This is a genomic window from Cupriavidus gilardii (assembly GCF_013347325.1).
Classification (GTDB): Bacteria; Pseudomonadota; Gammaproteobacteria; order Burkholderiales; family Burkholderiaceae; genus Cupriavidus; species Cupriavidus gilardii.
On the sequence record NZ_CP054626.1, the window covers coordinates 2,247,014 to 2,262,031 of the forward strand.

13 protein-coding genes and 1 tRNA gene are annotated in these 15,018 nt (G+C 66.9%); 4 read left to right on the forward strand and 10 right to left on the reverse strand.

Annotated elements, in window-relative coordinates; translation table 11 throughout:
• Positions 1-53: 53 nt before the first annotated feature.
• Together FOB47_RS20310 and FOB47_RS20315 are read left to right on the forward strand one after the other, a co-directional pair.
• On the forward strand, positions 54-1,007 hold the full coding sequence (locus tag FOB47_RS20310) for a LysR family transcriptional regulator (RefSeq protein WP_053822226.1): 954 nt from the start codon (positions 54-56) through the stop codon (positions 1,005-1,007).
• A gap of 170 nt (positions 1,008-1,177) precedes the next feature.
• On the forward strand, positions 1,178-1,864 hold the full coding sequence (locus tag FOB47_RS20315; RefSeq protein ID WP_174781947.1) for a hydrolase: 687 nt from the start codon (positions 1,178-1,180) through the stop codon (positions 1,862-1,864).
• A 64-nt stretch (positions 1,865-1,928) separates the two neighbouring features.
• Here the strand turns inward: FOB47_RS20315 and FOB47_RS20320 are convergent, their stop codons facing one another.
• The 9 genes from FOB47_RS20320 to FOB47_RS20360 all read right to left on the reverse strand — a co-directional run bounded on the left by FOB47_RS20320 (position 1,929) and on the right by FOB47_RS20360 (position 12,647).
• A complete protein-coding gene (locus FOB47_RS20320; protein WP_174781948.1) occupies positions 1,929-4,322 on the reverse strand; it encodes a DNA polymerase II in 2,394 nt (797 codons plus the stop codon).
• A 133-nt stretch (positions 4,323-4,455) separates the two neighbouring features.
• Positions 4,456-5,247: a CPBP family intramembrane glutamic endopeptidase gene (locus FOB47_RS20325; RefSeq protein WP_244959343.1), complete on the reverse strand. Its 792-nt coding sequence runs from the start codon at positions 5,245-5,247 to the stop codon at positions 4,456-4,458.
• Positions 5,244-5,462: a KTSC domain-containing protein gene (locus tag FOB47_RS20330; RefSeq protein WP_053822229.1), complete on the reverse strand. Its 219-nt coding sequence runs from the start codon at positions 5,460-5,462 to the stop codon at positions 5,244-5,246. The genes FOB47_RS20325 and FOB47_RS20330 overlap by 4 nt, the downstream gene beginning before the upstream one ends.
• A gap of 147 nt (positions 5,463-5,609) precedes the next feature.
• Positions 5,610-5,688: transfer RNA gene (locus tag FOB47_RS20335), tRNA-Ile, on the reverse strand.
• A gap of 59 nt (positions 5,689-5,747) precedes the next feature.
• Positions 5,748-8,327, reverse strand: coding sequence for an RNA polymerase sigma factor RpoD (gene rpoD / locus FOB47_RS20340; protein ID WP_144425818.1), 2,580 nt, complete (start codon positions 8,325-8,327; stop codon positions 5,748-5,750).
• A gap of 216 nt (positions 8,328-8,543) precedes the next feature.
• Positions 8,544-10,355, reverse strand: coding sequence for a DNA primase (gene dnaG / locus FOB47_RS20345; RefSeq protein WP_174781949.1), 1,812 nt, complete (start codon positions 10,353-10,355; stop codon positions 8,544-8,546).
• Between the two features lie 188 nt (positions 10,356-10,543).
• Positions 10,544-10,993: a GatB/YqeY domain-containing protein gene (locus tag FOB47_RS20350; protein ID WP_053822232.1), complete on the reverse strand. Its 450-nt coding sequence runs from the start codon at positions 10,991-10,993 to the stop codon at positions 10,544-10,546.
• A 152-nt stretch (positions 10,994-11,145) separates the two neighbouring features.
• Positions 11,146-11,358: a 30S ribosomal protein S21 gene (gene rpsU / locus FOB47_RS20355; RefSeq protein ID WP_006576196.1), complete on the reverse strand. Its 213-nt coding sequence runs from the start codon at positions 11,356-11,358 to the stop codon at positions 11,146-11,148.
• A gap of 71 nt (positions 11,359-11,429) precedes the next feature.
• The gene (locus FOB47_RS20360) at positions 11,430-12,647 is read right to left on the reverse strand and encodes a BaiN/RdsA family NAD(P)/FAD-dependent oxidoreductase (protein ID WP_244959344.1); all 1,218 of its coding nucleotides are present in this window, start codon (positions 12,645-12,647) and stop codon (positions 11,430-11,432) included.
• A gap of 254 nt (positions 12,648-12,901) precedes the next feature.
• On the opposite strand from FOB47_RS20360, the gene tsaD reads away from it, so the two are divergent.
• Positions 12,902-13,936 (forward strand): tRNA (adenosine(37)-N6)-threonylcarbamoyltransferase complex transferase subunit TsaD, encoded by a 1,035-nt coding sequence (gene tsaD / locus FOB47_RS20365; protein WP_053822233.1) that lies wholly within the window; start codon positions 12,902-12,904, stop codon positions 13,934-13,936.
• 129 nt (positions 13,937-14,065) lie between these two features.
• On the opposite strand, the gene folE2 is transcribed toward tsaD, so the two are convergent.
• Positions 14,066-14,869 (reverse strand): GTP cyclohydrolase FolE2, encoded by an 804-nt coding sequence (gene folE2, locus FOB47_RS20370; protein ID WP_053822234.1) that lies wholly within the window; start codon positions 14,867-14,869, stop codon positions 14,066-14,068.
• Between folE2 and FOB47_RS20375 the strand changes: the two genes are divergently transcribed.
• The gene (locus FOB47_RS20375) at positions 14,868-15,008 is read left to right on the forward strand and encodes a hypothetical protein (RefSeq protein ID WP_158507263.1); all 141 of its coding nucleotides are present in this window, start codon (positions 14,868-14,870) and stop codon (positions 15,006-15,008) included. The two genes, folE2 and FOB47_RS20375, sit on opposite strands and share 2 nt — an antisense overlap.
• Positions 15,009-15,018 lie beyond the last annotated feature (10 nt).

The window sequence follows — 15,018 nt, forward strand, 5'->3', positions numbered from 1 at the left end:
ATCGGCATCTTCGCTACCATTCGGCCTTTGGACAGCATCACGGCGGATCCGGCATGGAACTCAGACAACTGCGCTACTTCGTCACCGTGGTGCAGCACGGCAGCATGGGCAAGGCGGCGCTCGAACTGGGCGTCGTCACCTCGGCGCTGAGCCAGCAGATCAGCCGACTCGAGAGCGAACTGTCGACGCGGCTGCTGCAGCGGACCTCCAGTGGCGTGGTGCCGACCGATGCCGGCCTCGCCTTCTGGCGCCAGGCGCAACTGGCGCTGCGGCATATCGACGATGCCGCGGAGGCCGCGCGGCACGCGCGCCTGTCCGGCCATGTCAGCGTCGGGCTGGCCCCCACCACCGCCAGCGTGCTCGGCCTGCCCTTCATGCGCGCAATGGCGGAGCGCTACCCGGACGTGCGGCTGCGCATGGTCGAAAGCCTGTCGGGCTATCTCGCTTCGATGCTGAACGCCCGCCAGATCGATCTGGCGATGCTGTTCAACGACGAACCCGCGCAGCGCTGGACCGTGCAACCGCTGCTCGACGAGCGGCTGTTCGTGATCGGCGTGCGCTCGCTGGCCGGCATGCCCGACGGCGAAGGCGTCGCGATGGCCTCGCTGGCCAGTCTGCCGCTGGTGCTGCCCAGCGGCACGCATGGCCTGCGCGCACTGGTGACGAGCTGCTTTCACGAAGCCAGAGCGCAGCCGCGCATCGTCGCCGAGGTCGATGGGCTAGCGGTGCTGATGGACGCGGTACAAGGAGGTCTGGGCGCGACCATCCAGCCCGGCGCGGCGCTGGCCCGCACCCACAGCGACCGGCTCGCCAGCGTGCCGCTGCTCGACGAGCGCGCGGTCCGGCCGAACCTGCTGGTCAGCCTCAACGACGACGAGCTGTCCCCCGCCGCATTGGCCGCGCGCGTGGTGCTGACCGATGTCGCGCGCGCGCTGGTGCGCGAAGGGAAATGGCCGGGAGCGACGCTGCGGGACGGCACCGCCGCTGACGCCCGCGCCGGCTCCTGACGCAAGCGGCCCGGATCGTAATTCAAAAATACTGAATAACTGTTTCGCAAACTGGTCGGCTTTCTCGTTCCCTTGGCCCGTATAGTTCACCCCATCGCAGCACAACACCGAAGCAAGGCGCGCCGCGAAGGATTCAACGAATTTCACCAAATCTCACCAAAGGAACCATCATGTCGAACCCGAAGCTCGAAGTCCTGACCCCGGAAAACAGCCAGCTGATCATCATCGACCACCAGCCGCAGATGGCCTTCGGCGTGCAGTCGATGGACCGCCAGCTGATGAAGAACAACGTGGTGGGCCTGGCCAAGGCTGCGAAGATCTTCGAGATTCCGACCGTCATCACCACGGTCGAGAGCGAATCGTTCTCGGGCTACACCTATCCCGAACTGCTCGATGTGTTTCCGAACCAGAAGACGCTCGAGCGGACCTCGATGAACTCGTGGGACGACCAGAAGGTGCGCGACGAACTGAAGGCCAACGGCCGCCGCAAGGTGGTGGTGGCGGGACTGTGGACCGAGGTCTGCAACACCACCTTCGCGCTGAGCGCGATGCTCGAAGGCGACTACGAGATCTACATGGTGGCGGACGCATCGGGCGGCACCTCGAAGGAAGCGCACGACTACGCGATGCAGCGGATGATCCAGGCCGGCGTGGTGCCGGTGACCTGGCAGCAGGTCGCACTGGAATGGCAGCGCGACTGGGCGCGCCGCGGCACCTACGACGCCGTGATCGGCCTGGCGCAGCAACATTCGGGCGCCTACGGCATGGGCATCGACTACGCCTACACGATGGTCCACAAGGCCGCGCAGCGCACCGCCACGCCGCACGAGTCGATCGCCCCGGTAGCGGCGAACTGAACCACTGACGACTGCACAACTGTACGAACGCGACGTCGCGCCAGGGCCAGAACAGCCGGAACAACTAGAACAGCCCCAACTGCCGGCTGACCACGTTGTCGAAGGCGTCGCCGACGAAGGGCAGGATCGCGTCGGCGACCGGCTGCAGCTGCCGGGTCAGATAGTGGTCGTAGTCGATCGGGGCCCGCCGCACTTCCAGCGGTTCCGGCCCCGCGATCGTCATCACGTACTGGATCCACGCGCCCTGCCGGTATTGCAGCGGCCGGCCCCGCTCGCGGTTGAAGTCGTCGGCGAGGCGCGCCGCGCGCACATGCGGCGGCACGTTGCGCTGGTAGTCGTCCAGCTGCCGGCGCAGGCGCTTGCGATAGACCAGCAGCGCATCGAGCTCGCCGCTCAGCAGCTTCGCGACGTAATCGCGCACATAGTCGGCATACGGCTCGCCCTGGAAGATGCGCCGATACAACTCCTGCTGGAACGCCTGCGCCAGCGGCGACCAGTCGGTGCGCACCGCCTCCAGGCCCTTGAACACCATCTGCTCGCTGCCGTCCGCGCCGCGCACCAGCCCTGCATAGCGCTTCTTGCTGCCGTCCTCGGCGCCGCGCACGGTCGGCATCAGGAAGCGCCGGTAGTGGGTCTCGTACTGGATCTCCAGCGCGCTGTCGAGGCCGTATGCCGCGCGCAGGTGCTCGCGCCACCAGCCGTTGATGTGCGCGACCAGCTCGCGGCCGATGCGGTCCGCCTCATCGTCGGCGTGGCGGTGGCCGAGCGCGACGAAGGTCGAATCGGTATCGCCGTAGATCACGGTATAGCCGCGTTCCTCGACCAGCTCGCGCGTCCTGCGCATGATCTCGTGGCCGCGCATCGTGATCGACGAGGCCAGCCGCGCATCGAAGAAGCGGCAGCCGGTCGAGCCGAGCACGCCGTAGAACGCGTTCATGATGATCTTCAGTGCCTGCGACAGCGGCTTGTTGCCGTCGCGCTTGGCGGCATCGCGTCCCTGCCAGATCTCGGCGACGATGGCCGGCAGCGCGTGGCTGACGCGCGAGAAGCGCGCGCCGCGAAAGCCCGGCACCGTGGCGGCCGGGTCGTCGCTGTGCATGCCCTCGACCAGCCCGACCGGATCGATCAGGAAGGTACGGATGATCGACGGATACAGGCTCTTGTAGTCGAGCACCAGCACCGAGTCGTACAGCCCGGGGCGCGAGTCCATCACGAAGCCGCCGGGACTGGCCTGCTCCGGCTGGTCGCCCAGGTTCGGCGCGACATAGCCGAGCCGATGCATGCGCGGCAGATACAGATGCGTGAAGGCGGCCACCGAGCCGCCGCTGCGATCGGCCTCCAGGCCCGTGACCGTGGCGCGGTCCAGCAGGAACTGCAGCAGCTCGGCCTTGTGGAAGATGCGCGTGACCAGCTCGCAGTCCTTCAGGTTGTAGCGGGCCAGCGCGGCCTTGTCGGTCGCGAACATGCGGTCGATCGCGTCCATGCGGTCGTACGGATCGTCGATGTCCTTGCCCTCGCCCAGCAGCGAACGCGCGACGAACTCCAGGCTGAACGAGGCGAAGCTCCAGGTCGCCGAGCGCATCGCCTCGATGCCGTCGATGATCAGCCGGCCCGGCAGCGCGGCGAAGTAATGGTGTTCGCGCGTGCCGTGCTGCCGCCATTCGAGCGGCGCGCCGCCGCGGCCCAGGCGCAGCGGCACCTTCCACTGCTCGGCATGCTGCCGCAGCACGCGCAGGTCGAACTGGACCAGGTTCCAGCCGATGATCGCGTCAGGGTCATGGCGGTCGAACCAGGCGATCAGCCGGTGCAGCATGTCGGCGGGGCTGTCGCAGTATGCGAGGTGGAAATCGACGCGGGGGTCGAGGCGGGGATCTTGCGTGCCGGCATCGCTGCCGGTCGGCGGGCCAAGCATCAGCACCGTGCGGTCGCCGCAGCCTTCCAGCGCGATCGAATAGAGATCGCCCTGCATGCTGGTCTCGATATCGAGCGACACGCAGCGCAGCCGCGGGCGGTAGCTGGCGGCGGGCTTGATCTGCACGTCGACCAGCGCGCCGTCGGCGTCGGCCCGCCCGGAAAACTGCACCGGCGCGGTGATGAAGCGCTCCATCAGATAGCGCTCCGGCGGACGGATGTCGGCCTCGTAGACGTCGATGCCGCCCTGCCGCAGCGTCTTCTCGATGCGAAGCAGCTGCCGGTAGTGGCGGCAATAGACGCCGGCGACCGCGCGCAGCCTGAAGTCCCGCAACGCCAGGGTCTTCACTTCGGCCTGCGGCTCGCCGCCGAGCAGCGCCTCGACGCGCGGGCGCTGCTCCTCGGGAACAAAGGCGACGCACGGCTGCGGCGGCAAACGCAGGCGCCGCGGACCGTCATCGGTGGCCAGCCAGATTTCGATCTCGGTGCCGGCCGGCGTGTCGTGCCAATGGCGGGTCAGGATGAAGCCGTGCTGCGGCGGGACCACGGTGGGGTGTCGGGGAAGGGTCGGAATCTGGACGTCGCCGGCGCATGCGGCCGGGGATCGGCGGCGAGTCTAACATGGGGCTTCGTCGGCCGAGGGAGGCTGACCTGCCGCTCGCCTGCCGCTCGCCTGCCGCTTACCTGCCGACCATCGCGGCCAGCGTCAGGTGCGCCACCACGTGGGCAAAGATCGCCGCCTCGAGACCGTAGCGCCAGAACAGGAAGCCCGCGATCACACCGAAGGCCGCGTTGGCCGCGGTCAGATGCAGCACCACCGGCCACGTCAGCGCTCCGGCCAGCCCTGCCGCAGCGGGCAGATGCGCGAGGCCGAACACCACCGCGCCGAGCGCGATCGCGATCCAGGCCAGCCCCGCGCCGGGGTTGGCGGCACCGCGTCGGAATACGCGCCACAGCGCCCACACCAGCAGGCTCATCAGCCCCCATCGGACCAGGACTTCCTCGGTCACGCCGCCGTACAGCAGCCGCACGGCCAGCGGCATCGTCGCGCCGTGAATCGGCGCCGCCGCTTGCGGCGCGGTCGCGATCAAACCCCACAGCAATACGCCGGCAAGCAGGCCTCCTATCAAGCCCGGCAAGCACTGCGGACGCAACGCGCCCCACGGCGCCCGGCCCGCCGCGAGCTCGGCCATGGCCGGCGCCCGCAGCCCGGCCTTGCCGGCGAGCCGGGCACCGGCGAAGGCCGCCAGCGCGACCAACAGCGCGCTCTGCACGCCGCTGGCCAGGCTCACCATCCACATCGGCACGGGAAGGGCCTGGTGCTGCAGCAGCACCGGCACGCCCAGCCAGGCCATGACGATCACGCCTGGAAGGCCGGCACACCAGGTCAGGAGAAAGAGGCGGCGGTTCAGGGTTCGCTGAGCGGTCCGCTCGGGGGTTCGCTTCGTGTCGATCGCTTGGGTCTGCATCATGGCTCGCGGATGGGCTCGTATTCGTAGGCGCCGAGGATGTAGTCGTTGAAGTATCCGCCCTTGGAGTCGGCGTCCATGAAATCGCGGTACACGCTGGCCGGGACGTCGAGATAGTGGTAGAGCTTGCCGCTGACGAACTCGATGCCAAGTACGCGCTTGCGGTAGTCGTAGCCGATGGCGGCCACGACGGACGATTCGACGGGATCGAGGTGCATGGCTGTCGTTCTCATCCGGTGCCGAAGGCAGTGCTCAAGCCAGTGCTCAGGCCAGTGCCGAAGCCAATGACGGAGCCAATGACGGAGCCGATGCCGGAGCACCAACAAAAAGGGGTTACGTTTGCACGTAACCCCTTTTTACTACAGTGGTGGGCCTCCCGTGAGTCGAACACGGCACCAATGGATTATGAGTCCACTGCTCTAACCAGGCATGAGCTAGAGGCCCCGAAACCGATTCGAACCGCCGCTCTACTTCGGAAACATGCGGCGGTCAATCCAGTTCTATCAGCTGCCTTCCAGGAAGCTCTTCAGCTTGTCGGAGCGGCTCGGGTGGCGCAGCTTGCGCAGTGCCTTGGCCTCGATCTGGCGGATCCGTTCACGGGTGACATCGAACTGCTTGCCGACCTCTTCCAGCGTATGGTCGGTGCTCATTTCGATGCCGAAGCGCATGCGCAGCACCTTGGCTTCGCGCGGCGTCAGCGAGTCGAGCACGTCCTTGACCACGTCGCGCATCGAGCCGTGCAGCGCGGCCTCGGCGGGCGCCAGCGTGTTGGTGTCCTCGATGAAGTCGCCCAGATGGGAATCGTCGTCGTCGCCGATCGGCGTTTCCATCGAGATCGGCTCCTTGGCGATCTTCATGATCTTGCGGATCTTGTCCTCGGGCATCTCCATCTTCTCGGCCAGCGTCGCCGGATCCGGCTCGTTGCCGGTTTCCTGCAGGATCTGGCGCGAGATGCGGTTCATCTTGTTGATCGTCTCGATCATGTGCACCGGGATACGGATGGTGCGCGCCTGATCGGCGATCGAACGCGTGATGGCCTGACGGATCCACCAGGTCGCGTAAGTCGAGAACTTGTAGCCGCGGCGATATTCGAACTTGTCCACCGCCTTCATCAGGCCGATGTTGCCTTCCTGGATCAGGTCGAGGAACTGCAGACCGCGGTTGGTGTACTTCTTGGCGATCGAGATCACCAGACGCAGGTTGGCCTCGGTCATCTCGCGCTTGGCCTCGCGGGCGCGCTTCTCGCCCTCGGACATCTTGCGGTTGACTTCCTTCAGTTCCTTCAGCGGCAGCACCACGCGCGCCTGCAGGTCGATCAGCTTCTGCTGCAGCTCGTGCACGGCCGGCACGTTGCGCTCGACGATCGGGCTGTACGGCTTGTTGTCGGCGACGACCGTGTGGATCCAGTCCAGGTTGGTCTCGTTGCCCGGGAAGCGGGCCACGAAGTCGGCGCGCGGCATGCCGCACTTGTCGACCACGATGTTCAGGATCGCGCGTTCGAGCTTGCGCACTTCGTCGACCTGGCCGCGCAGCGTGTCGCACAGGCGCTCGACGTTGCGGGCGGTGAAGCGGATGCCCATCAGTTCGTTCTGGATCGCTTCCTGCGCCTTGATGTAAGGCTTGGACTTGTAGCCTTCCTTCTCGAAGGCGCGGCGCATCTTGTCGAACTGGTCGGCGATCACGCGGAATTTCTCCAGCGCGGCGACCTTGAGCTCTTCCAGCTGGCGTGCCGAGGCACCGCCGCCGGCGGCGTCGTCGTCCTCGTCCTCGTCGGCTTCCTCGTCGTCCGATTCCAGTTCCTCGTCGTCCGAGGCAGCGGCGGCCGCCGGCGTCACGCCGACTTCCTCGACCGCTTCCTCGGCATTCGGATCGATCAGGCCGTCGACGAACTCGTCGATCTTGATCTCGTCATTGGCGACGCGCTCGGCGTGCGCCAGGATCTCGGAGATCGTGACCGGGCAGGCCGAGATCGCCATCACCATGTCCTTCAGGCCGGCCTCGATCCGCTTGGCGATCTCGATCTCGCCTTCGCGGGTCAGCAGCTCGACGGTACCCATCTCGCGCATGTACATGCGGACCGGGTCGGTGGTGCGGCCGAATTCGGAGTCGACCGTCGACAGCGCGGCTTCGGCCTCTTCCTCGGCCTCTTCCTCGCTGGTGGCCGACGGGGCATTGTCGTTGAGCAGCAGCGTCTCGGCGTCGGGCGCCTGCTCGTAGACGGCGATGCCGATGTCGTTGAGCGTCGCGACCAGCGTGTCGATCGTTTCCGAATCGACCATGTCGTCCGGCAGGTGATCGTTGATCTCGGCGTAGGTCAGGTAGCCGCGCGACTTGCCCAGCTTGATCAGCGCCTTGAGCTTCTGGCGGCGCGCCTCGAGCTCTTCCTCGGTGCCCTGCTGGGCCGAGGCGAACTCCTTGAGCAGCGCCTTTTCCTTGGCCTTGCGGTCCTTGGCCTTCTGCTTCTCGGTCTTCGGAGCGGCCGCCGGCGCGGCGGCACGCGTGTCGTCTTCGTAAAGCTCGTCGTTCACGTCGTCAGTATGGCTGTCGTCTTGCAGCATCTCGGCCTTGGGCTTGCGGCCGCGCTTCTTCGGCTCCGGCGCGGCGGCCGCAGCGGGACGCTGGGATGCTACGGGTGCGGTGGTGGCGGCGCGCGCCTTGGACGCCGCCGCGGTGGCGCCGGACTTGGCGCTGGCGGTCTTGGCGCCGGCGGCTGCCGTTCGCTTGCTCTCGACTTCGGTGTTCTGCTGTTTCGCCACGGGGATACTCTTGCCTTTAACAGGTTCGGATGCGGCACGTTTGCCGCCCGCTGTTGCCGTATGCGCGCTTGCGCTCGCGCTTGCATTGGCGTTCTTGCCGCTCTCGCGTGCCGAAGTCGAGGGCTGTTTCTCGGATGCGCGGGTTCTGGTGGGTGTCGTCGTTGCGGCCGCCTTGGCGGGACGCGCGGACTTGGCTGGCGCAGACCTGGCTTGCGTCGCAGATCGCGCGGCGGGCTTTTCCGCCGCGGTCGCTTGTATCGACGCCTTGCCGCTCCCCGCTCGGGGAGCCTTAGTGGAAACCTTTTCGGTTGCTTTGGCCTTTGCCATTGGCACGCTCACTTTCACCAGAACTGGAGAGAAAGATTTCGCAATCCAAACCGGCTATTGTAGCACGTCGCCACTAGCCGGCCTTCCCGACAGGTGAGGTTTTCACCTGAAAAATCAAGGCTTAAGCCCAAAACCGACGGACTTTGCCTTGTTTATGCTGTCCTTCTGCCACCTGGCCGCGTACCTGTTTCCGGTATGGCGGCCGAATTCCGTTTTTCAACCAAGCCGCTTGCGCCGGTGGATCTCCGCGATCAGCCAGCGCATGCGCGTCTTGCCCGCCTCGTCCGCCGTGCCGTTCTCGACCGCCGACTGCAACTGCGCCAACTCGCGCTGCAGCGGCTCGACCAGCAGCTTGGCGATCGCCGCGTCGAACTCCAGCGTCGCCGGCTCCTCGTCGATGTCCTCGCGCAGCACCCCGGCGCGCACATTGGCATAGACGTCGGCGAACGGCGACTGCGCCAGCTGCTCGCTGAAGGCGGCGAAATTGATTTCGCCGTGCAAGGCGTCGCAGCTGGCGACCAGATGGGCCAGCACCTCGGATCCGCCGGCCTCGGCATCGAGCAGCAGCGCGCGCGCATCGTCGTCGAGCCGCGCCGACAGCGCCGGATAGCGCATCAGCAGCTGCAGCACGCGCTGTTCCAGCCCCGCCGGCGCCTGCCGACGTGCCCGCGCGCGCGGCTGCGCGAAGCGGCCGACGCGCGCGGCATCGCTGCCCAGCCCACACACCACCTCGATCTCGGCCGGGGTGGTGCCGGTGGCCTCGGCCAGCTCGCGCACGATCTGCAGGCGCAGGCCGCCGGGCGGCATCGCCTTGAGCAACGGCTTGGCCTCGTACTGCGCACGCGCACGGCCCTCGGGCTGCCGCAGGTCCTGCTCCTCGGTCACGCATTGCAGCAGGAAGCGCGACAGCGGCATCGCATCGCGCACCTGCGCGGCGAAGGCCTCGGTGCCTTCCTCGCGGACGTAGCTGTCGGGGTCGTGCTCGGCGGGCAGGAACAGGAAGCGGATGGTCTTGTTGTCGGCGACATAGGGCAGGCACGCCTCCAGCGCGCGGCGGGCGGCACGGCGCCCGGCGGCATCGCCGTCGAACGAGAACACCACCGCGTCGGTCTGGCGCAGCAGCTTCTGCACGTGTACGGGCGTGCAGGCGGTGCCCAGCGTGGCGACCGCGTTGGCAAATCCCAGTTGCGCCAGCGCCACCACGTCCATATAGCCTTCGACCACCAGCACATAGCCGGTTTCCCGGATCGCATGCCGCGCCTCGAACAGGCCGTACAGCTCGGCGCCCTTGCTGAACAGCGGCGTTTCGGGCGAATTCAGATACTTCGGCTCGCCCTGCCCCATGACGCGGCCGCCGAAGCCGATCACCTGCCCCTTGGTATTGCGGATCGGGAACATGATGCGGTCGCGAAAGCGGTCGTAGCGGCGCGGCTTGCCGTCGGCGTCGCGCTTCTCACTCTCGATCAGCAGGCCGGCCTCGATCAGCGGCCCGGCGATGGCATCGTCGCGATAGCTGCCGAACACCGGCTCCAGACCCTGCCAGTCGTCCGGGGCGTAGCCCAGGCCGAACTGCGCCGCAATCTCGCCGGTCAGGCCGCGGCCCTTCAGGTACTGGATCGCCGCCGGCGCCCCGCGCAACTGGCGGCGATAGAACTCGCTGGCCCGCGTCATCGCGTCGGACAGCGCCAGCGACTTCGCCTGCTGCTCGGCACGCTGGGCCGGCGGCAGCCGGTCGCGCTCCTCCGGGACGGTCAGGCCCACCGACTGCGCCAGTTCGCGCACCGCATCGGGATAGCTCTGCCCGGAATACTCCATCAGGAAGCCGATGGCCGACCCATGCGCGCCGCAGCCGAAGCAATGGTAGAACTGCTTGGCCGGCGACACTGTGAACGATGGTGACTTCTCGTTATGGAAGGGGCACAGCCCCATGAAGTTCGCGCCGCCCTTCTTCAGCTGGACATACTTGCCCACCACATCGACGATATCGACGCGGTTCAGCAGGTCCTGAATGAAGGATTGCGGAATCACCCGGTTGGCCGTCCTGACGACGCGGCCGTCGCGAACTTCGGGCGGCCTTGTAGAAATGCAAGCCGGGCGGTGTCTCACCCGGCGAAGAGTGAAATTATTGTAGTGCGTCGATCGCAGCTTGCCAGAAATTTGTGACTATATTGCCACTATGCTGGGCTGCGGCATTGCGATCGCGCCGGCGCTGCGCGCTATTTGCCTGTCAAGGCGGCCTTGACCTGGGCCGACACGGCACTCATATCGGCACGGCCCGCCAGCCGGCCCTTCAACAGGGCCATGACCTTGCCCATGTCCTGCGGACCCGCGGCGCCGCTCTCCGCCACCGCGTTGGCGACTTCGGCCGCCACTTCGGCGTCGGACAGCGCAGCCGGCATGTAGACCTGCAGCACCTCCAGCTCGGCGCTCTCCTTGTCGACCAGGTCGGTGCGGCCAGCCTGCTGGAACTGCGAGATCGAATCCTTGCGCTGCTTGATCAGCTTCTCGACCACCGCCAGCACGGCAGCGTCGTCCAGTTCCGTCCGCTCGTCGACTTCACGCTGCTTGATCGCCGCCAGCAGCAGCCGGATCGTGCCGAGCCGCTCCGACTCGCGCGCCCGCATGGCGGCCTTCATGTCATCGGTGATTCGTTGCTTGAGGGACATGGCAATCTTTCCAGGTGAACTCGTCAGCACAAAACGGCAACGAGCGAGGGCGAACAGGGAGGCGGAGCACCAACACAAAAACCCGCCGGAGCAAGGCCCACAGCGGGTCTGGATGCTGACGCGGAAAGGCGATCAGCCGATCGAGTGGTCGATCAGTACAGCTTCTTCGGCAGCATCTGGCTGCGAATGCGCTTGTAGTGGCGCTTCACCGCCGCCGCCTTCTTGCGCTTCCGCTCTGCCGTCGGCTTTTCATAAAACTCGCGCGCCCGCAGTTCAGTAATCAAACCGTTCTTTTCGATGGTGCGCTTGAAGCGACGCATCGCAACTTCAAACGGCTCGTTTTCTTTGAGGCGAATCGTGGTCATGTGCCAAAAAAAGGAGTTAGCGGTTTTACGAAGACTTGGAGTCTAGCACGAAATTCGTCAAGCGTGCCGGTTTACTTCTCCGGTTTACCACCGAGAACCGGCCGCGTCCCGGAAGCCTCGGCGTCGCTCCGGGCGTTCTGCGCGACCGCCTTTCCCGCGGCCACGCCGGACGCCCAGGCCCACTGGAAATTGTAGCCACCGAGCCACCCGGTGACATCGACGACCTCGCCGATGAAGTACAGGTTCGGCACCGAGCGCGCCATCATCGTGCTGGACGACAGCGCGCGCGTATCGACGCCGCCGCGCGTGACCTCGGCCTTGCGATAGCCCTCGGTACCGGAGGGCACCAGCTGCCAGCGGTTCAGCGCCTCGCCCAGCTTGCGCAGCGCCTTGTCCGGCAGATCGTGCGGCAACTTCGCCGCATCGAGTCCGGCGGCGCGGCACCAGGCGTCGGCGAGCCGCGCCGGCATGCGCGCGGCCAGCAGATTGCCCAGATGCTTGCGGGTGCCATTCTTGGCCTCGAGCAGCCACGCCGCCGCATCCTCGCCCTCGAACAGATCGATCGTGATCGGCGTGCCGGGACGCCAATAGCTCGAGATCTGCAGCACCGCCGGGCCGGACAGCCCGCGGTGCGTCCACAGCAGGTCCTCGCGAAAGGCGCCGGCCTCCTTGCCCTTGCCGGTCGCGATATCGACCTCCCTGGACAACCCGGCCAGCGGTGCAAAGGGCTGCCAGGCAGCGCCATCGAAAGTCAGCGGCACCAGCGCGGGCCGAGTTTCGACCACCGGCAGGCCGAACTGGCGGGCGATCCGGTAGCCGAAATCGGTGGCGCCGATCTTCGGGATCGACAGCCCGCCGGTCGCGACGACCAGGGCGCCCGCCCGCACCGGGCCGTCGGGCGTCAGCAACAAGAAATCGTCCCCTTCGCGCCGGACCTCGGCAACGGTGCAGCCGGTGCGCCAGTGCACCTGGCCCGCGCCACACTCGGCACGCAGCATCTCGATGACCTGCTCGGCGCTGTCGTTGCAGAACAGTTGGCCGCGATGCTTTTCGTGCCAGTCGATCTGATGGCGCCGCATCAGCGCAAGGAAGTCCTGGGGCGTATAGCGCGCCAGCGCCGAGCGGCAAAAATGCGGGTTGTCGGACAGGTAATTGGCCGGACCGGCGTGCAGATTGGTGAAATTGCAGCGCCCGCCGCCGGAGATGCGGATCTTCTCGGCGAGCCGCGTGGCATGGTCGATCAGCACCACGCGGGCGCCCTGCTGGCCCGCCACCGCGGCACACATCATGCCCGCCGCCCCGGCGCCGAGCACGGCGACGTCGTAACGTCCGGCCCCGGACGATGACGACGACGGCGACGGCCGGCGCGATAATGGGTGCGCCGCGGGCTGCGCTGCTGAGTGCGACTCTGACATGACGATCCTGCTGAAGAATCGGCGATTGTAGCGAAAAGCGCGCCGCGGCCCGCTGTGCTACCCTCGCAGGCTTTGCGCCGCAGCCGCTTGCGCTGGACTTCGGCGCCGCTTCCATCCCGCTCCACACCATGCTCGTTCTCGGCATCGAATCCTCCTGTGACGAAACCGGCCTGGCCCTCTACGACACCGAGGCCGGCCTGCTCGCGCACGCGCTGCACTCGCAGATTGCGATGCATCGCGACTACGGCGGCGTGGTGCCGGAGCTCGCGTCGCGCGACCATATCCGCCGCGTGCTGCCGTTGCTGCAGCAGGTGCTGGACGAAGCCGGACGCCAGCGCGGCGATATCGACGCGATCGCCTTCACGCAGGGCCCGGGACTGGCCGGCGCGCTGCTGGTCGGCGCCTCGGTAGCCAACGCGCTGGGATTCGCCCTCGATGTGCCGATGCTCGGCGTCCACCATCTGGAGGGCCATCTGCTGTCGCCGCTGCTGACGCCGAATCCGCCCGCCTTCCCCTTCGTTGCGCTGCTGGTATCGGGCGGCCACACGCAGCTGATGGAAGTGCGCGGCATCGGCGACTACGCGCTGCTCGGCGAGACGCTGGACGACGCGGCGGGCGAGGCCTTCGACAAGACCGCCAAGCTGCTCGGCCTGGGCTATCCGGGCGGGCCGGAAGTGTCGCGGCTGGCCGAGTTCGGCCTGCCGGGCGCGTACGAGCTGCCCCGGCCGATGCTGCATTCGGGCAATCTGGATTTCTCGTTCGCCGGCCTGAAGACCGCCGTGCTGACGCAGGCGCGCAAGCTGGGCAATATCTGCGAGCAGGACCGCGCCAACCTCGCGCGCGCCTTCGTCGACGCGATCGTCGACGTGCTCGCGGCCAAGTCGATGGCGGCGCTGAAGGCGACCGGCCACAAGCGGCTGGTGGTCGCCGGCGGCGTCGGCGCCAACCGGCAACTGCGCGAGCGGCTCGACGAACTGGCGGCCAGGCGCCGCGCGCAGGTCTTCTATCCGGACCTGGCGTTCTGCACCGACAACGGTGCGATGATCGCCTTTGCCGGCGCGATGCGGCTGCAGGCCGCGCCGCAACTGGCGCAGCGCGAGTACGGCTACGGCGTCACGCCGCGCTGGGACCTGGCCGATCTGCGGCTGCCGGCGGCACATTGATCCGCGCGCTGGGCACCTGACTACGCGGGACAAAAAAAACGCCACCCATCGGGTGGCGTCGTCGTTCCCGCGCATGCGGTCGTTTGAAATCCCGGGTCCCCGCGTGCGCGGGGACGACAGGTTCGGCAACTAGCTCAGCCGCTTGTCGCGCTCGATCACCGCATACGCGCTGTGGTTGTGGATCGACTCGAAGTTCTCCGCCTCGAGCACGTAGGCCACGATGCGCTCGTCGGCATTGAGCCGCATCGCGATATCGCGCACCAGGTCCTCGACGAACTTCGGGTTCTCGTAGGCGCGCTCCGTCACGTATTTCTCGTCCGGACGCTTGAGCAAACCCCACAGCTCGCACGAAGCCTCTTCCTCGGCCATCCGCACCAGCGTCTCCACCGGCAGATCGGCGGCCAGCTCGACGCACATCGTGATGTGCGAGCGCTGATTGTGCGCGCCGTACTGCGAGATCTTCTTCGAGCACGGGCACAGGCTGGTGACCGGCACCAGCGCCTTCAGCCAGACCTTGGTGACGCCATCGCGCGCTTCGCCGATCAGCGTGACTTCGTAGTCCATCAGCGAAGCGACGCCGGACACCGGCGCGATCTTGTTGATGAAATACGGGAACGTGACCTCGATGCGGCCGGCCTGCGCTTCGAGCCGCTGCAGCATCTTGCCCACCAACGCGCGGAACGCGGCCAGGTCCAGCGGCTCGCGCTCGTCCTCGAGCAACGCGACGAAACGCGACATGTGGGTGCCCTTCTGGTCGGCGGGCAGATGCACGTCGAGATTGAAGGTGCCGACGGTCGGATGCACGCCGCCGGGAGTACGCATCGTGAGCGGATAGCGCACGCCGCGCACGCCCACGCGCTGGATCGGGATCTGGCGCGTGTCCAGGCTCGATTGCACATCGGGCATCACGAAGGCCGGATTGATGTCATTCATGACGGATTTCCTCGGTTTCCTTTACGGTCGCGGCATCTTCGCAGTCACCTTGCCGCGCAACGAGTGTGAAACCACGGGCGCGCCGGAAAACACGGCGGCGCCAGCCCGCAGCTGCGAACACGAAAACCAGCGATTCTAAGGGAATTCGG

Bases quoted from the DNA above. Each gene is read 5' to 3' on its own strand.
- FOB47_RS20310 (WP_053822226.1), top strand. From the start codon at position 54: ATGGAACTCAGACAACTGCGCTACTTCGTCACCGTGGTGCAGCACGGC.
- FOB47_RS20315 (WP_174781947.1), top strand. From the start codon at position 1,178: ATGTCGAACCCGAAGCTCGAAGTCCTGACCCCGGAAAACAGCCAGCTG.
- FOB47_RS20325 (WP_244959343.1), bottom strand. From the start codon at position 5,247: ATGATGCAGACCCAAGCGATCGACACGAAGCGAACCCCCGAGCGGACC.
- FOB47_RS20330 (WP_053822229.1), bottom strand. From the start codon at position 5,462: ATGCACCTCGATCCCGTCGAATCGTCCGTCGTGGCCGCCATCGGCTAC.
- rpoD (WP_144425818.1), bottom strand. From the start codon at position 8,327: ATGGCAAAGGCCAAAGCAACCGAAAAGGTTTCCACTAAGGCTCCCCGA.
- FOB47_RS20350 (WP_053822232.1), bottom strand. From the start codon at position 10,993: ATGTCCCTCAAGCAACGAATCACCGATGACATGAAGGCCGCCATGCGG.
- rpsU (WP_006576196.1), bottom strand. From the start codon at position 11,358: ATGACCACGATTCGCCTCAAAGAAAACGAGCCGTTTGAAGTTGCGATG.
- FOB47_RS20360 (WP_244959344.1), bottom strand. From the start codon at position 12,647: ATGATGTGTGCCGCGGTGGCGGGCCAGCAGGGCGCCCGCGTGGTGCTG.
- tsaD (WP_053822233.1), top strand. From the start codon at position 12,902: ATGCTCGTTCTCGGCATCGAATCCTCCTGTGACGAAACCGGCCTGGCC.
- FOB47_RS20375 (WP_158507263.1), top strand. From the start codon at position 14,868: ATGACGGATTTCCTCGGTTTCCTTTACGGTCGCGGCATCTTCGCAGTC.
- folE2 (WP_053822234.1), bottom strand. From the start codon at position 14,869: ATGAATGACATCAATCCGGCCTTCGTGATGCCCGATGTGCAATCGAGC.